The organism is Pseudoalteromonas sp. SR43-5 (assembly GCF_014163835.1).
Lineage (GTDB): Bacteria > Pseudomonadota > Gammaproteobacteria > Enterobacterales > Alteromonadaceae > Pseudoalteromonas > Pseudoalteromonas distincta.
In genome coordinates this window covers 37,366-55,248 of sequence record NZ_JACJEA010000030.1, presented here as the reverse complement: position 1 = coordinate 55,248, position 17,883 = coordinate 37,366, and the positions used below count along the sequence as shown (strand labels likewise).

17 protein-coding genes are annotated in these 17,883 nt (G+C 39.9%); 1 reads left to right on the top strand and 16 read right to left on the bottom strand.

Annotated features, from left to right (window positions below; all coding sequences use genetic code 11):
* Positions 1-326: 326 nt before the first annotated feature.
* A complete protein-coding gene (locus tag H5090_RS16335; protein ID WP_182696219.1) occupies positions 327-2,111 on the bottom strand; it encodes a choice-of-anchor I family protein in 1,785 nt (594 codons plus the stop codon).
* A gap of 83 nt (positions 2,112-2,194) precedes the next feature.
* On the bottom strand, positions 2,195-3,424 hold the full coding sequence (locus H5090_RS16330; RefSeq protein ID WP_182696218.1) for an acyltransferase family protein: 1,230 nt from the start codon (positions 3,422-3,424) through the stop codon (positions 2,195-2,197).
* A gap of 144 nt (positions 3,425-3,568) precedes the next feature.
* Between H5090_RS16330 and H5090_RS16325 the strand changes: the two genes are divergently transcribed.
* Positions 3,569-4,411, top strand: coding sequence for a LytTR family DNA-binding domain-containing protein (locus H5090_RS16325; RefSeq protein ID WP_182696217.1), 843 nt, complete (start codon positions 3,569-3,571; stop codon positions 4,409-4,411).
* A 28-nt stretch (positions 4,412-4,439) separates the two neighbouring features.
* On the opposite strand, the gene glmU is transcribed toward H5090_RS16325, so the two are convergent.
* From glmU to mnmG, 14 genes are all read right to left on the bottom strand, one after another.
* Positions 4,440-5,798, bottom strand: a complete 1,359-nt coding sequence (gene glmU, locus H5090_RS16320; RefSeq protein WP_182696216.1) for a bifunctional UDP-N-acetylglucosamine diphosphorylase/glucosamine-1-phosphate N-acetyltransferase GlmU — start codon at positions 5,796-5,798, stop codon at positions 4,440-4,442.
* 304 nt (positions 5,799-6,102) lie between these two features.
* Positions 6,103-6,525 (bottom strand): F0F1 ATP synthase subunit epsilon, encoded by a 423-nt coding sequence (locus H5090_RS16315; RefSeq protein ID WP_004335277.1) that lies wholly within the window; start codon positions 6,523-6,525, stop codon positions 6,103-6,105.
* A gap of 13 nt (positions 6,526-6,538) precedes the next feature.
* Positions 6,539-7,924: a F0F1 ATP synthase subunit beta gene (atpD, locus tag H5090_RS16310; RefSeq protein ID WP_004335274.1), complete on the bottom strand. Its 1,386-nt coding sequence runs from the start codon at positions 7,922-7,924 to the stop codon at positions 6,539-6,541.
* A gap of 33 nt (positions 7,925-7,957) precedes the next feature.
* Entirely contained in the window at positions 7,958-8,818 is an 861-nt protein-coding gene (gene atpG, locus H5090_RS16305; RefSeq protein ID WP_024597176.1) for a F0F1 ATP synthase subunit gamma, read from the bottom strand.
* Between the two features lie 60 nt (positions 8,819-8,878).
* Positions 8,879-10,420 (bottom strand): F0F1 ATP synthase subunit alpha, encoded by a 1,542-nt coding sequence (gene atpA / locus H5090_RS16300; RefSeq protein ID WP_004335270.1) that lies wholly within the window; start codon positions 10,418-10,420, stop codon positions 8,879-8,881.
* A gap of 14 nt (positions 10,421-10,434) precedes the next feature.
* Entirely contained in the window at positions 10,435-10,968 is a 534-nt protein-coding gene (gene atpH, locus H5090_RS16295) for a F0F1 ATP synthase subunit delta (RefSeq protein ID WP_004335267.1), read from the bottom strand.
* A gap of 16 nt (positions 10,969-10,984) precedes the next feature.
* Positions 10,985-11,455: a F0F1 ATP synthase subunit B gene (gene atpF / locus H5090_RS16290; RefSeq protein WP_004335264.1), complete on the bottom strand. Its 471-nt coding sequence runs from the start codon at positions 11,453-11,455 to the stop codon at positions 10,985-10,987.
* A gap of 41 nt (positions 11,456-11,496) precedes the next feature.
* The gene (gene atpE, locus H5090_RS16285) at positions 11,497-11,739 is read right to left on the bottom strand and encodes a F0F1 ATP synthase subunit C (protein ID WP_007585980.1); all 243 of its coding nucleotides are present in this window, start codon (positions 11,737-11,739) and stop codon (positions 11,497-11,499) included.
* Positions 11,740-11,800: 61 nt separating this feature from the next.
* Positions 11,801-12,658 (bottom strand): F0F1 ATP synthase subunit A, encoded by an 858-nt coding sequence (gene atpB, locus H5090_RS16280; RefSeq protein WP_024597178.1) that lies wholly within the window; start codon positions 12,656-12,658, stop codon positions 11,801-11,803.
* Between the two features lie 14 nt (positions 12,659-12,672).
* Positions 12,673-13,053 (bottom strand): ATP synthase subunit I, encoded by a 381-nt coding sequence (locus H5090_RS16275; protein WP_004335240.1) that lies wholly within the window; start codon positions 13,051-13,053, stop codon positions 12,673-12,675.
* Between the two features lie 142 nt (positions 13,054-13,195).
* On the bottom strand, positions 13,196-14,122 hold the full coding sequence (locus H5090_RS16270; protein WP_154904168.1) for a ParB/RepB/Spo0J family partition protein: 927 nt from the start codon (positions 14,120-14,122) through the stop codon (positions 13,196-13,198).
* A 20-nt stretch (positions 14,123-14,142) separates the two neighbouring features.
* Positions 14,143-14,928, bottom strand: a complete 786-nt coding sequence (locus H5090_RS16265) for a ParA family protein (protein WP_004335235.1) — start codon at positions 14,926-14,928, stop codon at positions 14,143-14,145.
* Between the two features lie 14 nt (positions 14,929-14,942).
* Positions 14,943-15,563 (bottom strand): 16S rRNA (guanine(527)-N(7))-methyltransferase RsmG, encoded by a 621-nt coding sequence (gene rsmG / locus H5090_RS16260; protein ID WP_004335232.1) that lies wholly within the window; start codon positions 15,561-15,563, stop codon positions 14,943-14,945.
* Between the two features lie 15 nt (positions 15,564-15,578).
* Positions 15,579-17,468 carry a tRNA uridine-5-carboxymethylaminomethyl(34) synthesis enzyme MnmG gene (gene mnmG / locus H5090_RS16255; RefSeq protein ID WP_004335230.1) on the bottom strand — a complete coding sequence of 630 codons (1,890 nt, stop codon included), beginning with the start codon at positions 17,466-17,468 and terminating at the stop codon, positions 15,579-15,581.
* Positions 17,469-17,883: the final 415 nt, after the last annotated feature.

Here is a 17,883-nt window from a genome sequence, read left to right as displayed (position 1 = left end):
TGTCAACACTTAAATTTAAACTTTCTAAAAAGATTCAATCTAAGTTTTACTTAACACCCTGAGTTGTTCGTGCCTCGCTATGCGTTGCTGTTTCCCGTCTCAGTGGGGTCGCATTATAGGGAGATTCGAGCGGGGGTCAATGTTTTATTTCAGCTTTTTGACAATTAAATGAATTTAGTATGAAAGCTATACAAATAAAGGGCTACAGGATACTTTTAGTTTAAAAAACACGCACAATATAAGTATCTATTGATGAGGTATTAGTAAGGTTTAAACTAAGCTGTATGTTAAACAAACAACACACAGCTTTATTTTAAATTAAAGGTTTATTTAGATGCTATTTCCCATACGGCAATGGAGCCTGATATTTCATTTCCAACGATTAATAGTGGGTTTCCTGTAGCACTTTGCTCAGCTGGAACGAATTCCATTCCTTCAGGCGCTAAATCGCCTGTAATATTAGCGTCTTTAATTAAGCCTCTATTATAGAAGTAGTCTTCAAACTGCACATTATATGGATTGGTAATATCATAAACCATAATCCCACCCATACGCTCAAGCCCTATAAAAGCAAATGTACGATCGTCAATTTTACCAATAGTCAGCGCTTCTGGCTCTGCGCCTTTATCATCTGAGCGTGAGTCACCTTTGTTTTCATCTTCATTGTTGTTAAATGCTTCACCATGAACCGATGCAGTAATTCGACCTATATCATCGCCTGAATCAAACACCACCAGCCCATTGCTGTCCAAAATGGTAAACGAACGTGCACCATAAGCATAAAGCGATTCGTATTGACCATCATTATTAGTATCGCCTTTTATTGTTGTTACTTTTAAGCGACCAATATCGTTATCGTCGTTATTTAAGTAATCAAAATTAGCTGCAAGCGTTAAGTCTTCAACGCGGCTCTCATCTATATAAGCTAAGCAGCCGTCGTCTTTATCGTAATCAAGTCCGCCCTTTGCTATACAGTCTGCTTCATCCGTTGTATCAAAAAAGTATTCTCTTGCGTCACCTTCGTTGGCAGTGACTATAAAGTTAGCGCCTTTCCAACTAAAGCTTGAGATAGTATCGGGCTGGTACATACCATAGAGCCCTGGGTATGATTTAAAATTAACGCCGCCATCTTTATCTGAGGCATCAAGTTGTAAGCTTGACCAATCTTTAAAGCCTAAGCCCTTTAGCTCAAGGCTGTTGTCTTGTAGGTTAACTATTGCAAGTGCATTGTTTTCTTGAATAGATACATAAGCGTATTTGTTATCTTTAGAAATGCTAACGTACTCGGGCTCTAAATCCATAGCTACTGTGGTATTTATCAGATTACCGTTAATAGTACGACCATTGGGGTTTGCAAAAACGACCCCTTGCGCTTCTAGTTCGGTTTGTTTGTTGTTATAGGCTTTAAAATCAATATTTATTGCCGTATCGGCTATTACATTATTTGTTATATCGATAATACTAATAGAACCTTCAGGATCTACGCTGTAGTCGCCACTTGGTTCACCTTCGTTAGCAACCACTGCCTTTGCGCCATCATGGGTGAACGTCACCATGTCTGGTAAAAATCCGACTGTAACATTTTTAATAAATACAGGTGAGTCGCCGCTTATATCGTAAAAAGCAATTTGACCTGCATCACCCGTGCTTTTAGCAGCCATTGCGAGCGCTAGTAAATTATTATTTTCATCAATAGCAATGCTGTTTGCATCGCCTTGGGTATGCTCGTTTAAAGACAACGTAATAACGGACGTTAAATTTGTGGCGCTGATAACCCCTTCGTTATCTTTAACGAGTGCGGCAGTATCAAAGGTATCGGCGGGTAAAATATTAATAACAGCGTCATCGCCTGAACTGTTAATAGCGTAAATCCATTTTTTAGATGCTTGGTAAGCAACTATTTCAGCGGCACCTTCTGGACTTTGTGCATTTAATACTCCTCTTCCTACGAGGCTAATATTTAATACTGAATTAGCATTTACACCATTTATCCCATTTGCGCCTTGTTCTCCCTGTAATCCTTGAGAGCCGTTTTGGCCATCGTCACCATCAAGTGAGCAACCAGTAAGAACAGATATAAGTGACAGCGCAATAATTGATTTTTTAAACATGTGATTTTCCTTAGTATTGTATTTGCTAAATATCAACACACAGGCATGACAAGATTATGGCAATTTTAATACAGCCCCTTAGCCTAAGTAATTAGCTTATACGCTAGCGGAGTTATTAAAATTAAAGCAGCCGTATAGCCAAGTATTTTTACAGTCGGGGAATAATCTCGTTTAATTGCAACCCCTAGCAAAGGTCTAAGTACATCAATACGTGTAATACCCCATGTAATAACACCGCAAAAAGACCAAGTCCCTGTAATAATGATGAATGGTTCAGCACCAGGCCCTAAACCTAAAGGCTGTAGTAAAAAACACAAAATAATCAAAATGCTTTGATGCAATAAATAAAAGGGAAACACCCATACATTGAGCTGTTTTAAATAGTAAGTATTAAAATTTAAGAATCGGTGAGCGAGCGCAAGTACAAAAAATACACCTACAACACGTTGAATATTGTAGCTAGCGCTTAAAATAAAATGAGGAAGAGTAAACACCTTCTGATAACTTAATATTATAAGTACAAACAAAACCGCAAAACTCAAAGCTAGTAATACTAATTTTTTATTTAAGCAGTTCCAAAAGTAAGTGTTTTTGGCAAGTATGTATCCTGTGAGTAGCAGTATTAAGCCGTTAGTCTCTCTAATTGAATCGCCAGTTAAGTAATGGCTTGTAAATAGTACGGCAATAGTGAGCAAGGTAATTAAAAGCCCAAATGACATATCCCCTTTAACAAAGGTTTTTAAAGGCGTAATAAAAGGCAAGCGTGCAAAAAGAGTTAAAACAATAATGATCAGCATAAATTGCCACAACGAGCGCAAATACCATAAGTGATTTACATCCACATTCGGCCACACTCCAGACTGATAATTAATAAAAAGCGTATTGTTAGTCTCTATAAAAGCTAAATAAAATTGCCAATAGCTAATATCAATAACACCTTGCTGTGACATTTCTGCAAACAGCTGTAAAGGCACTATTAACCATAACCCCACCAGCAAGGGTAACAGTAAAAAAATAGAGCGGTATAAGGTGAAATGTAACCAAGACTTAAAGCTGCGTACTTTATCAATCATAAAACGCAGTGCTACGCCCGATATAAACCAAATGAGCAACATGCGCCAAGGTGAAAACACCAACATTAAATATTCAACATACTGTGATGTATAATTACTTTTAAAATGAAATCCCCAGTTTTCACTATACAACATGCCAATGTGATAAAAAATTAGCGACGCAAATGCGATTATCCTAAGCCAATCAAGATAATATTTACGCGAATTAACTAATGAAGGTTGTTGTACTTGAGTGCTCATGCTTTTACTACTTTATGTATGTTATGCGTTATTCATACCTAAAGCTCTCGCTAAAACTATCTATAAGTGCTTATATTACAAGCAATAGTGATAAAAGGTGGTATACAGGGATAAGCGTGCCACGTCAGCAATAAGCATATATTTATGAACCTACAGCACTTTCAACGTTTTCAAAGCATTTACGCATCAGTATTACTGTGTGCTTACGTATTAATTAATAATACAGTAAACGCTACAACCCAAATAATGGAAGCCCAAAGAGAAGGAGCTTTAACTTTTTTAATGTGGGAGCCATTTATTTGGGAGTATTCAAGTGCCTTGAGTACTTTGCTTATATTCCCTATTTTAATTTGGTTTTTAAGACACTTATCTTTTAATTGGCAAAATATTACGGCCTCATTAGGTATGTACTTTGCTGCCTCTATTATATTTAGCGTGTTACACGTTGGTATTATGGTAGGGGTTCGTAAATTCATATATTTGTTGAATGATGGGTCTTACAACTTTGGACTTAGCTGGTTTGAGCTTATTTATGAATACCAGAAAGACGCTATAAGCTTTGTGTTTTTCATCGTACTTATCAAAGTATATCAATATGTGGTGCAGCAGTTACTAGGTGAAGCCTCTTCAATTGAAGAAAGTGAGCAGCAAACAACATCGACCATAAACCGCCTATTAGTTAAAAAGCTCGGAAAAGAATTCATTATAAAAATAGAGGATGTTGATTGGCTTGAATCGTCGGGTAATTATGTAAACCTACATATAGGCTCACGTATATATCCGTTAAGGGCAACGCTTACAGCATTAAGTAAACAACTTGAAGTGCAGGGGTTTTGTAGAATTCACCGCAGCCATGGCGTAAAACTCGATAAAGTGGAGTCTATTACACCACTATCCAGTGGCGACAGTGAAATAAAATTAACTACAGGTAAAGTACTAAACCTATCTAGACGCTATAAAGAGCAATTTAAACTTCAACTAAAATAAAAAAGGCTACCTAAGTAGCCTCTAATTGTTATTTTTTAACTGGGCGTTTCCAACCCGTTAAATTACGCTGTTTAGAGCGTGCAATTGCTAATTGGTCATCTTCAACGGTACTGGTGATCACAGAGCCTGCACCAATTGTTGCAGTTGCACCTATATTTACTGGGGCAACAAGTGATGAATTAGAACCAATAAAGGCGTTATTCCCAATAATAGTTTTTGCTTTATTAACACCATCGTAGTTACAGGTAATAGTGCCAGCGCCAATATTCACTTTTTCACCAATTTCAGCATCACCTAAATAACTTAAGTGGTTGGCTTTAGAGCCTTTACCTAATCTGGTTTTTTTCATCTCTACAAAGTTACCAATGTGCGAGTCTTCTTCCATTACAGCGCCAGGGCGAAGGCGAGCATAAGGACCAAGCGTACATTTATCAGCAACTGTAGCATCTTCAATCAGAGTATTAGCTTTAATGACAACGTTATCGCCAATACTACAATTTTTAAGTACGCAGTTAGGGCCAATTTGTACATTGTTACCAAGCGTGACTGTGCCTTCAAAAATAACGTTTACGTCGATAAGTACATCTTCACCGGTAGTAACTGTTCCACGCACATCTATACGGGCAGGGTCGGCAAGTGTTGCGCCATTTAACATTAACTCTTCTGCTTGCCATGCTTGGTAAGCGCGCTCTAAGCCTGCAAGTTGTACGCGGTTATTTGCGCCTTCAACTTCCATTGCATGATCTGGTTGCGCTGAAGTGATCTCTACGCCTTCACTGTGAGCCATTGCAACGATATCTGTTAAGTAGTACTCGCCTTGTGCATTATTGTTAGATAAGTTACCTAACCATGTTTTTAATAGCTTACCGTTAACAGCCATAATGCCTGTATTTACTTCGTTAATAAGTAACTGCTCTGAGCTTGCATCTTTTTGCTCAACAATACCGACTAACTTACCACCAACACGAAGCATGCGACCATAGCCATTTGGGTTTACCAAATTTACCGTTAATACCGCTAAACCATTTTTAGGTGTTGCAGCTAATAAACGCTCTAGAGTTGATTGTTTTGTTAGCGGTACATCGCCGTATAAAATCAATACTGTGTCTTCATCGTTAATATGAGAGTTGGCTTGCGCTACTGCGTGGCCAGTACCGAGTTGTTCTGCTTGAAGTACCCAATTTACATCGTTATCGGCAAGTTGTTGTTGTAATAGATCGCCGCCGTGTCCGTAAACTAAGTTTGTAGTCGTTGCACCTAATGCCATCGCATTATCAATAACGTGCTGTACCATTGGTTTACCTGCAACATTGTGCAAAACTTTAGGTAGAGCAGAGCGCATACGAGTACCTTTACCCGCAGCAAGAATAACAGTTGTTAGAGCCATTAAAACAATTTCCTTTTTCCGTTGTTTTAGCTAAATAAGTATTATGTTTGTGCAGAAGATTACGTAAATCACTTCTTGTGCAGATACTCAGTAGGTTAGTTTATTCGTACTGAATCTTGACTGAAAAACACACTTAATTGGATGACGTTATTGTAGCGAGGATTGGTGAAGGATATAAGTGATAAAGCACAGATAATAGTCTGATAGACCTGTTATTTAACAATTATAAATAAGCGATACACCATGTTTAAATTACAGACACAAAAAAGCCCACATAAAGTGGGCTTTTCAAAACCGGATAGGCTTACTTGTGACGTAATTGCTGAATTACGCGTAACTGAGCAACTGCTTCTGCCAGTCGCGTAGCCGCTTGTTGATAATCAAACTCAACAGCTGACGAATTCGCCATATGTTCTTCAGCTTCACGTTTAGCTTTTTGTACAGAATCTTCATCTAAATCTTCACCACGAACCGCAGTATCTGCAAGAATCGTGATGTGATTTGGTTGAACTTCTAATGTACCGCCAGCAACATATAACACATCTTCGTGACCATATTGCTTAACTAAACGTACCATACCAGGTTTAAGGGCAGTTAGTAGTGGAGCATGACCTAGGTTTACACCCAGCTCGCCTTCACTACCAGATACTTGAATCGATTCAACAAGACCAGAGAACAAGCTCTGCTCTGCGCTTACTACGTCAAGATGTACAGTCATAGCTGTCATACTACCCTCCTAGTTACATGCCTTTGGCTTTTTCTTGAGCTTCTTCGATAGAGCCAACCATGTAAAACGCTTGCTCTGGAAGCTCATCAAACTCGCCGTTTAAAATGCCTTTGAAGCCAGCAATTGTATCTTTCAGTGATACGTATTTACCTGACGCGCCTGTAAACACCTCTGCCACGAAGAATGGCTGAGATAGGAAACGTTGGATTTTACGTGCACGAGATACAAGTTGCTTATCTTCGTCAGAAAGCTCGTCCATACCTAGGATTGCAATGATGTCTTTAAGTTCTTTGTAACGCTGAAGAACTGTTTGAACGCCACGTGCTGTATCGTAGTGCTCTTGACCAATTACTTGTGGGTCAAGTTGACGCGAAGATGAATCAAGTGGATCTACCGCTGGGTAGATACCAAGTGATGCGATATCACGTGAAAGTACTACTGTTGCGTCTAAGTGAGCAAAGGTAGTTGCTGGAGATGGATCCGTTAAATCATCCGCTGGTACGTATACCGCTTGGATTGATGTAATTGAACCCGTCTTAGTTGAAGCGATACGCTCTTGAAGCACACCCATTTCTTCAGCAAGTGTAGGCTGGTAACCTACCGCTGACGGCATACGACCAAGAAGTGCAGATACTTCAGTACCAGCAAGTGTATAACGGTAGATATTATCTACGAAGAAAAGTACATCGCGACCTTCATCACGGAACTTTTCAGCCATAGTAAGGCCTGTTAACGCTACGCGTAAACGGTTACCTGGAGGCTCGTTCATCTGACCGTATACAAGCGATACTTTATCAAGTACGTTTGAATCGTTCATCTCATGGTAGAAATCGTTACCCTCACGTGTACGCTCACCAACACCTGCGAATACTGAGTAGCCGCTGTGCTCGATTGCGATGTTACGGATAAGTTCCATCATGTTTACAGTTTTACCAACACCGGCACCACCGAATAAACCAACTTTACCACCTTTAGCAAACGGACATACAAGGTCGATAACCTTGATACCAGTTTCTAAAAGCTCAACTGAACTTGATTGCTCTTCGTATGAAGGCGCTGCACGGTGAATAGACATACGGTCTTCTTCGCCGATTGGACCCGCTTCATCGATTGGCTCACCAAGTACGTTCATGATACGACCAAGTGTTGCTTTACCAACTGGAACTTGAATCGATTCACCTGTATTCATAACTAAAGCACTACGACGTAAACCATCAGTAGTACCCATAGCGATAGTACGCACTACACCGCCACCTAGCTGTTGTTGAACTTCTAAAGTCAAACCAGCTAAATCGCCATCTGTTACTCTTAGTGCGTGGTATACCGCTGGCACGCTATCTTGTGGAAATTCAATATCCACAACGGCGCCGATAATTTGGACGACCTTACCTAAACTCATGTCTATTCCTCTCGTTAATCTTTACCCGAAGCATTAAACTGCTGCTGAGCCAGAACAAATCTCACTAATTTCTTGTGTGATTGCTGCTTGGCGAGCCTTGTTATAAACAAGCTGTAGCTCGTCCATAAGGTCACCTGCGTTATCAGTTGCAGCTTTCATTGCAACCATACGAGCAGCCTGTTCTGAGGCAGCATTTTCTACCACACCTTGGTATGCTTGAGACTCAATAAAGCGTACTAACAAAGACTCTAAAATAGCCTCTGGGTTTGGCTCGTATAAGTAATCCCATGTGTGAGCAGATACTTCTTCTTCAGCTTTTGGCAAAGGGAGTAACTGATCTATAATTGGCTCTTGCTTCATGGTGTTAACGAATTTGTTATATACCAAGAATAAACGGTCTATTTTGCCTTCAGAAAATGCATCAAGCATAATTTTTACAGGACCAATAACGTCTTGTACTGAAGGTTTATCTCCTAGGCCCGCTTTTTTAGCGAGTAGTTGACCACCAAAACGTTGAAAGAAGCCTGCTGCCTTACTACCTAAAGTAGCAAATTCAGCATCAACACCTTTCTCTTTCCACGCTTTAACATCAAGTGCAACTTTCTTAAACTCGTTTGAGTTTAGACCGCCACACAGACCACGGTCTGTAGAGATAACAATATAACCAACTCGTTTCACTTCACGTTCTTTTAAGAACGGGTGAGTAAAATCAAGATTTGCTTGAGCAACACGACCAATTACTTCACGTAATTTATTAGCGTATGGACGGCTTGAAGCAACGCGTTCTTGCGCCCTTTTCATTTTAGACGCAGCAACCATTTCCATTGCGCTAGTGATCTTTTGAGTATTTTTAATACTCCCGATCTTGCTTTTAATCTCTTTTCCGCTGGCCATGACTCTCTCTCCGAATCAAGGTGTGCTTTAGTTTCCTAAAGCGCACCATTAATAACTAAATTACCAAGTTTGCGTAGACTTGAACTTCGTAAGAAGTTCTTTAAGCTGCGCTTCGATCTCGGCATTCAAGTTACCAGTTTCATTGATTTGAGCCACAAGCTCTGCGTATGTGCTAGTTGCATAAGAAAGTAAAGCTGCTTCAAAGTCACCGATTTTCGCGATTTCGATGTCTTGAAGGAAGCCTTTTTCAGCAGCAAATAACGATAAAGACATTTCAGCAACAGACATTGGCGCGTACTGTTTCTGCTTCATTAGCTCTGTTACACGCTCACCATGCTCAAGTTGAGCACGAGTTGCATCATCAAGGTCAGACGCGAACTGCGAGAACGCAGCTAATTCACGGTACTGAGCTAGGGCTAGACGAATACCGCCACCTAGTTTCTTAACGATTTTAGTTTGTGCAGCACCACCAACACGCGATACCGAGATACCAGCATTTACTGCCGGACGGATACCTGAGTTGAATAAGTCAGTTTCTAAGAAGATCTGACCATCGGTGATAGAGATAACGTTAGTCGGTACGAACGCAGAAACGTCGCCGCCTTGAGTTTCAATGATTGGCAATGCCGTCAATGAACCAGTTTTACCTTTCACTTCACCATTAGTGAACTTTTCAACGTAATCTGCGTTTACACGCGATGCACGCTCTAAAAGACGAGAGTGAAGGTAGAATACGTCACCTGGGTATGCTTCACGGCCTGGTGGACGCTTAAGTAGTAATGAAATTTGACGGTAAGCAACTGCTTGCTTAGACAAATCATCATATACGATTAATGCGTTTTCACCACGGTCACGGAAGTATTCACCCATAGTACAGCCCGCGAACGGTGCTAAGTACTGAAGTGCCGCAGATTCAGAAGCAGATGCAACAACTACGATAGTATTTGCTAGTGCACCATGCTCTTCTAATTTACGAACTACGTTTGCAATAGTAGATGCTTTTTGACCAATCGCAACGTACACACACTTAACGCCTGTGTCTTTTTGATTGATGATTGCATCGATTGCTAGTGCAGTTTTACCTGTTTGACGGTCACCGATGATAAGTTCACGTTGACCACGACCAACTGGAATCATCGCATCGATAGATTTATAACCAGTTTGAACTGGCTCATCTACTGATTTACGCTCGATTACACCAGGTGCAATTTTTTCTACAGGTTCAAACCCGTCGTTATCTAAAGCGCCTTTACCATCGATTGGAGCACCTAGTGTGTTTACAACACGACCAAGTAGACCAGGACCAACAGGAACTTCTAAAATACGACCAGTTGTATATACTTTTACGCCTTCAGTAAGGTCAGCGTACGGACCCATTACTACTGCACCAATTGAGTCGCGCTCAAGGTTTAGTGCGATAGCATAACGGCTGCCAGGAAGCTCAATCATTTCACCTTGCATACAGTCAGCAAGACCGTGGATGCGGATGATACCGTCAGTAACAGATACAATAGTACCTTCGTTACGAGCTTCACTTACAACTTCGAACTTCTCAATACGTTGTTTGATCAGATCTGAAATTTCAGTGGAATTAAGTTGCATGCTCTTTTTCCCAATTACGATTGTAGTGTTGTAGCTAAGCGGCTTAATTTACCGCGAATAGTACCGTCGATTACAGTGTCGCCAGACCTAATAATAAGTCCACCAACCACTGACGCGTCTTCACTACAATTCAGCTTAACTTTGCGTGCGAAACGTTTTTCAAGTGCCGCTACCAATGACTCTTGTTGCGCAGCAACAAGAGGAGTTGCAGAAATCACATCTACTTCGATTTCTTTATCGTATTCTGCTTTAAATTCAGCAAATAACTCAGCAACGTCAGGTAGAGCTGTCAAACGTCCATTTTCAGCCATCACCTTAACTAGGTTCTGACCTTGTTCGTTGAGCTGCTCAGCACAAAGTTGAATAAATAATTCAGCTTGTGCAGTAGCTGTAGGCATACCTGCTAAAGCAGATGATGCTTGTTCATTGCTGGCTACGTGGCCTGCAAAGAACAACATATCATTCCAGCTTTCTAGAGTGCCTTTCTCAACGGCAAGTTCAAAAGCCGCTTTAGCGTATGGGCGAGCGATAGTAGTCAAATTAGACATGCTCATACCCTCCTAATTACAGCTCAGCGACAAGTTTTTCAACGATGTCACTATGTGCGGCTTGATTAATTTCACGCTCTAAAATACGTTCTGCACCAATCACTGCCAGAGTTGCTACTTGCTTACGTAGCTCTTCTGTTATGCGATTACGTTCAGACTCAACTTCAGAGTGCCCTTGAGCAATGATACTTTCACGCTCTTGCTGACCACGAAGTGTTTCTTCGTCAACAATTAGCACTGCACGCTTTTTAGCTTGATCAATGATATCAGCCGCTTGAGCTTTTGCATCTTTAAGCTGTTCAGCAGCTTTCTTTTGCGCAAGTTCTAAGTCTTTTTCGGCTCTATCAGAGGCAGCTAAACCATCTTCGATTTTTTTCTGGCGAGCTTCAATTGCACCGTTCAATGGTGGCCATACGTATTTCATACAAAATAATACGAACACCGTAAACGCAATCAATTCACCGATAAGAGTGGCGTTTAAATTCACAACCGCTCCTCCTTAAATAGTAAGCTGTTCAAAAAATAAAATTAAAGTACGAACAACAATACCATAGCGATACCAACACCAATCATTGCTACAGCATCGATTAGACCAGCAAGAATAAACATCTTAACTTGTAGCGAAGGTGCAAGCTCAGGTTGACGCGCACATGCTTCAAGGAATTTACCGCCCATGTTACCAAAACCGATTGCTGTGCCGATTGCACCAAAACCGATTAGTAAAGCTACTGCGATGTATTTTAAGCCTGTTAATAATTCTAAAGCTTCCATTTATTTCTCCAAAGTTTCAATTGTAAAGTTAAAAGTAAAAGTAAAATTGTAAATCTAAAAATTAGTGATTATCTGAACTTGCCATGCTTAGGTATACAATCGTAAGCATCATAAATACGAATGCTTGCAATACAATTACTAAGATGTGGAATACAGCCCAAACAAAATGCAATGGTAATTGCATAAATCCGATAGCGCCGATCAAGATGAAAATCAATTCACCTGCATATAAGTTACCAAACAGACGTAGCGCTAATGAAAACGGTTTAGAAACCAGCGCAATCAGTTCAAGTAATAAGTTAAACGGGATTAAAAGGATTTGTAGTGCAGTATTATTTGAACTAAACGGGTGAAGTGTTAGTTCTTTAATAAAACCACCGATTCCTTTTATTTTAATTGAGTAGCCTATCATTAAAATAAATACACCCAGCGCTAGCGCTGCAGTCATATTAATGTCAGTCGTTGGTACAATTTTCATGTACACATCGTGTGAATCCATACCAAACGCAGTTTCACCAACAAAACCAGCTAATGCAGGTAAAAAGTCAACCGGTATTAAATCCATTAAGTTCATTAAAAATATCCAAACGAATATTGTTAATGCTAATGGTGCAATAAGCTTGCTTTTACCATGGAAAGTATCACGTACGTTGTCACCAACAAACTCTACTACCATTTCAATGAAACATTGAAATTTTCCAGGTACACCTAGTGTTGATTTTTTAGCGGCACTACGAAAGATCCATAAAAATATAAGACCTAAACCGATAGACCATGCGAGGGTATCTATATGCCATGTCCAGAAACCACTATCCGTACATGCTTTATTGAAGGCGAGACCTGTATCGGTCGAACACATCTTAGCATTGGTCAAATGGTGCTGGATATGGCCAGATAGAGTAACTTCTTCTGCTGCCATGTTATATCCCAAAGTTAATGTTTAAAAAAAACGGGTGCGAACAATCCAGTAAAGAGCGCCAGTATATAAGTACTAAAAAAGGGTAATAAAATTACCGGAAAATGCTTCAGTACTAGCGCAAACAATACAATTGTTAGCATAAATTTTAATCCGTTGCCGCGTTTCAACGAGGCATACGCTTGATTTGCTCGACTTGCACCCATATGTCTGAATGCATAAAGACCAAATACAAAGTGCGGAAGTACTGCGACAACTCCACCAGCGAGTGATGAAAGCGCTGCATTGACTCCCGAACTAAAACAAATAATTACAGCAGCAACTAATGCTACAACACCCTGAAGGCAAATTAACTTTAATACGGCAAGTCGATATGGACTCGCTAACTTATCAGTCACGTTTAGTTAACCTTTATTGCGTTCTAATTGTTAGGGTGTGAAAACTGGCGAAATTATACTTAATCCTGCCAGATTTGCAACTTGAGTAGACGCTTTGTAACACGAAATAGCTACAAATGTCCCTTTTTAGACATGTAGAAAACTAATGGTGGGTATTGTCTTGATTAATGCGATTTAAAATGCCGTCAAGTTCGTCCAAATTAGTATAAGAAATAACAAGCTTACCTTTGCCTTTTTTGTTGTAATTTATTTCTACTTTGGCACCTAGGTTTTCAGCGAGTTGTTGCTCTAACTGTTTAACATCTGGATCTTTTTCAGCTATTTCTTTAGCTGGCACGGGTTCTAAAATTGAACGAACTAACTTCTCGGTTTCACGAACGGTTAGTGCTTTAGCAACAGCTAAACGAGCAGCATCTGATTGTGCTTCTCCCTCAAGGGCTAATAAACAACGAGCGTGCCCCATTTCAATGTCGCCATGTTCTAACAGAATTTTTACATCACTGTTTAAATTATTTAAACGAAGTAAGTTAGTCACTGTAGTGCGTGATTTGCCAACCGCATCTGCTACTTGTTGATGTGTTAGTTCAAACTCATTGAGTAAGCGATTTAACGCAACCGCTTCTTCCATGGCATTTAAGTCTTCACGTTGAATATTTTCTATTAGCGCAATAGCTACAGCAGCTTCATCTGGTACGTCTTTAATAATACAAGGTACTGTTTCAAGCTTAGCTATTTGCGCTGCACGCCAACGACGCTCACCGGCGATAATTTCAAAACTATTATGTGCAATAGGGCGCACGACTATAGGTTGAATAATACCTTGTGAGCGAATAGAACTAGCAAGCTCTTCTAGTGCCTCTTCGGACATGTCTTTACGAGGTTGATATTTACCAGAGTGTAAAAACTCGATTGGGAGTTTTTGTAATTCACTGTTATTTGGCCCAGCCGCATTTTTTACAGCTTCAGTCACGTTTGATGTGTCTTGTTCCTTGCTTGCGCTCGGTGTAGGCTTTGACGAACTTAAAAGTGCATCGAGTCCTCGGCCTAAACCTCGTTTTTTAGCAGACATGTTATTTTTTTACCTCAAAGTTAGGCGACAACGGACGCTGTTTTTTCTTTTCTACGTAACATTTCACCAGCGAGTGCTAAATATGCTTTAGCGCCACTTGATGCCCGGTCATAATACATAGCAGGTGTACCAAAACTAGGTGCCTCTGCTAAACGAACATTACGCGGGATCACCGTACGGTATACTTTGTCGCCAAAATGTTGTTTTAATTGTTCTGATACGTCATTCGCTAAACGGTTACGCGGATCGTACATAGTACGAAGTATGCCTTCAATTTGTAAGCTAGGGTTTACTAACTTAGCAAGCTGCGTAATCGTATCCATTAATGCGGTTAACCCTTCAAGTGCATAATACTCACACTGCATTGGCACTAAAATAGAATCAGCTGCGGCCATTGCGTTAACAGTTAACATATTTAAAGAGGGTGGACAGTCGATAAAAATAAATTCGTACTGATCCTGAATTTTTTCAAGTGCGTTACGTAAACGCACTTCACGGGCAAATAATTCCATAAGTTTAACTTCTGCAGCGGTTACATCACCGTTTGCAGCAATCATATGGTATTCGCCAGACGTTTCTTTGATAATAACGTCTTCTATAGGTTTATCTTCAATGAGTAAGTCGTAAATAGTTGGTACGTCGCCGTACTTATCTACGCCACTTCCCATAGTCGCATTGCCTTGCGGATCGAGATCAATTAACAGCACTTTACGTTTCGTTGCAGCCATAGACGCAGCGAGGTTAACAGCGGTTGTAGTTTTACCCACTCCACCTTTTTGATTTGCTAATGCGATGACTTTTGCCACAGTGTCTCTGATCCCTAGTCTTTAGAAAGAATAATTAAATGTCGTTGTGCATCTAACTTAGGTACTTCTAATGCAATTTTTTGCTCAAACTTAACGCCAGTAGGTAATGACTCTAGCTCTTCACTAGGGAACACACCTTTAAGCGCTATAAATTTACCCGAATGATCAATTAAGTGCGAACACCAGTCAACCATATCTTGTAATGAAGCAAATGCACGACTGAGTACGCCATCTAATTTAACACTTGGCTGATATTCTTCAACTCTTGACTGAACAGGTGTTACGTTATCAAGGCCAAGCTCATGTTTAACATGCATTAAAAAGCGAACGCGTTTACCTAGACTATCTAGTAACACAAATTGTGTGTTAGGTAATGCAATCGCTAATACAATGCCTGGAAGGCCAGGCCCTGTGCCAACATCAATATAATGATGACCGGGTAAGTGAGGTGCAACAACTAAACTATCCATAATATGCTTAATCATCATTTCTTCAGGTAAGCGTACCGAAGTTAAATTATAAGCTTTATTCCACTTATCTAATAACTCGACGTAACGAACTAGCTGTTGCTGTTGTTTTTCCGTTAGCGCAATATCAGTTTGCGCTAACAATGTAGTTAATTGTTGCTGTAACACTATGTACCCTTATCGTTACGCAGATTTGCGTAATAAGCCTTGCTTCTTCAGATACACTAATAATAGCGAAATCGCCGCTGGGGTGATACCAGAAATACGCGATGCTTGGCCAATAGTGTCTGGACGTGACTCAATAAGCTTAGCAACAACCTCATTTGATAAACCTGATACAGTTTTGTAATCAAACTCTTTTGGTAAAATTGTTTGCTCATGACGAAGCTGCTTATTGATCTCATCTTGTTGACGCGCAATATAGCCTGCGTATTTAGTATGGATCTCAACTTGTTCAAGTGCTGCTACGTTTGTAAATTCAGATCCTAAACCGTCAATAGCCATAAGATCGTTATAACGAATCTCTGGACGACGAAGTAATTCTTCTAAACTTGCTTCACGAGTTAATGGTGTTTTTAGTAATGCATTTACTTGATCAACAACGACGTGATCTTTATGAATCCACGTATCTTTAATGCGTTGCTTCTCTTTTTCGATTACTTCCATTTTTTCGTTAAATGCCTGCCAACGTTCGTCATTAACTAAACCCAGCTCACGGCCTTTTTCAGTTAAGCGAATATCTGCATTATCTTCACGAAGTAGTAAACGGTATTCGGCACGGCTAGTAAACATGCGGTACGGTTCTTTCGTACCTAGTGTTGCTAAGTCGTCAATTAATACACCCACGTAAGCTTCATCGCGACGTGGTGTCCAAGAATCTTTACCTTGCACTTTTAACGCAGCATTCATACCTGCAATTAAGCCTTGTGCACCCGCTTCTTCATAACCGGTAGTGCCGTTAATTTGACCCGCGAAAAATAAGCCTTCGATAAATTTTGTTTCTAAAGACTGTTTTAAGTCGCGTGGATCAAAGTAGTCATATTCTATTGCATAGCCTGGTCGACAAATATGTGCATTTTCAAAACCAGAAATAGATTGCACAATCTCAAGTTGTACATCAAACGGTAAACTAGTAGAAATACCATTTGGATATAATTCGTATGATGTTAAGCCTTCAGGTTCAACAAATATTTGGTGCTTATCTTTATCCGCAAAACGTACAATTTTATCTTCAATTGATGGGCAGTAGCGTGGACCAATACCTTCAATTACACCTGAGTACATAGGTGAGCGATGTAGGTTTTTACGAATAACATCATGTGTTTTTTCGTTGGTGTAAGTGATGTAACACGGTATTTGTTGTGGGTGATCTGATTGTTTACCCATAAATGAAAATACAGGTGTTGGCATATCACCAGGCTGTGCTTCCATTTTTGTAAAATCAACAGTACGTGCATCAATACGTGGCGGAGTACCTGTTTTTAAGCGATCCACTCTAAAAGGGTGTTCGCGTAAACGTTCAGCCAATGCAATTGATGGTGGATCACCAGCACGACCGCCTTTGTAATTTTCTAAACCAATGTGTATTTGGCCACCTAAAAAAGTACCCACGGTTAAAACAACACTTGGAGCACTAAAACGTAAACCCATTTGAGTTACTACGCCAGTAACACGATCGTTTTCAACAATAAGATCATCACATGATTGTTGAAAAATCTTAAGGTTATCTTGATTTTGTAATGTTGTTTGAATAGCTGCTTTGTACAAAGCGCGATCTGCTTGTGCTCGAGTTGCACGAACAGCAGGTCCTTTTGAAGAGTTTAGTGTGCGAAATTGGATCCCGCCTTTGTCAATGGCCTGTGCCATTGCACCGCCAAGCGCATCAATTTCTTTTACCAAATGACCTTTGCCAATCCCACCAATCGCTGGGTTACAAGACATTTGACCAAGGGTATCCATATTGTGAGTCAGTAGCAGGGTATTCATCCCCATACGGGCAGCTGCTAATGCGGCTTCAGTGCCAGCATGTCCACCACCTACTACGATAACGTCAAAATTTTCGTGAAAAATCATTAATGGGATCCTACTTAAATCAAACCGGTAAACTTCAAAAGGGAGCGTATTCTACCTAGAAATTGGCAGAAGATAAATGATTAAACAAAGAGCAAGATCTAAGTATGTGATCTCTAATAATATAAAGGATCTTTTAAAGAGATCTTTTATTACTATTACTACTACTGATCAGCTTTTCTGTTGATAAGGTTTAGATCTTCATTTAAAACATGAAATTAGATCAGATCTAAAGGTGTTAATATGATCGGATCATCCAGCAAATAAGCTCTGATCAAAAAGGCACCTTATGCACAGGGCTGAATCAGTTGGATCTTATCCCATGGATAAGCATGCTTTAAAAAGCAGTTTATTCAATCTTTATCCACAAAATCTATTAAATTATTAGTAAATTGTGGGTAACTTTATATATAACTTT